The organism is Pseudomonadota bacterium, from assembly GCA_040752895.1.
GTDB lineage: Bacteria > Pseudomonadota > Alphaproteobacteria.
Genome location: JBFMHN010000025.1, coordinates 1 through 1,051, shown reverse-complemented (window position 1 = coordinate 1,051; position 1,051 = coordinate 1). Strand labels below are relative to the sequence as shown.

Here is a 1,051-nt window from a genome sequence, read left to right as displayed (position 1 = left end):
GCGACCTTGAGATAGGCCTGGAAGAGTTTGCCTTTCCCGCAGCGCGGGCAGCGCCTTGCAAGGCCGGCGCGTATCGGCGAGGGGATCGGCGTGAAGCCTTCGGCCATTTGCGTGCCGACTGCCCCCTTACGCCGCTGGCCACCAATAGACGCAGGTGAACAGGAACAGCCACACCACGTCGACAAAGTGCCAGTACCAGGCGGCGGCTTCGAAGCCGAAATGGTGGTCCGGCTTGAAGTGCCCAAGGATCGCCCGGAGCAGCATGACGGACAGGAAGAGCGTTCCGACGATCACGTGGAAACCGTGGAAACCGGTCGCCATGAAGAAGGTCGAGGGATAGACCCCGTCCACGAAGCGGAAGGGCGCGTGGCTGTATTCATAAGCCTGAAACGCCGTGAAGGTGATGCCCAGCGCAATGGTGACCGCCAGCCAACCGATCAGCTGTGCGCGCTTATTGCCCCGCAGCGCATGGTGGGCAAGCGTCACCGTGCCGCCCGAGGAAAGCAGAATGACCGTGTTGAGGAAGGGAATGCTCCAGGGATCGAACACCTTGATGTTGTTCGGCGGCCAGACGCTGCCAATCTGTTCCGTCGGGAACAGCGACGCGTTGAAATAGGCCCAGAAGAAAGCCGCGAAAAAAAGAACCTCGGACATGATGAAAAGCGCCATGCCGAAGCGCAGCCCAATCTGGACGACCGGCGTGTGGTGGCCTTGGTGTTCGCCTTCCCGCACGACGTCCGAAAACCAGCGCACCATCGTGTAGAGGACGCCGAGAAAGCCCGCGAGCATGACCGCGGCATCCATCAGCGTGCGGTCGCTATGCATGAAGTAGACGGCGCCGCCGAACGTCAGCGCCGCCGAGATGGACCCGACGATCGGCCACGGGCTTGGATCAACCAGGTGGTAAGGGTGGGGATGGCTTCCGGCGTGGGTGGTCATTGATTTAGTCCTCCAAGATACCCGAAATCTTTCACTCTCTGTTTCCCAAACATAAAATCTGCCTATTCCCTGAGGCCGCCGCCGGCGCCGGCAACCGCGTTGGCGTGCTGCG

Annotated in this window: 1 protein-coding gene; it reads right to left on the bottom strand. The window is 61.4% G+C overall.

What is annotated here, in order from left to right; all coding sequences use genetic code 11:
• Positions 1 to 126 precede the first annotated feature (126 nt).
• A complete protein-coding gene (locus AB1781_11450; protein ID MEW5705181.1) occupies positions 127 to 939 on the bottom strand; it encodes a cytochrome c oxidase subunit 3 in 813 nt (270 codons plus the stop codon).
• Between the last annotated feature and the right edge of the window lie 112 nt (positions 940 to 1,051).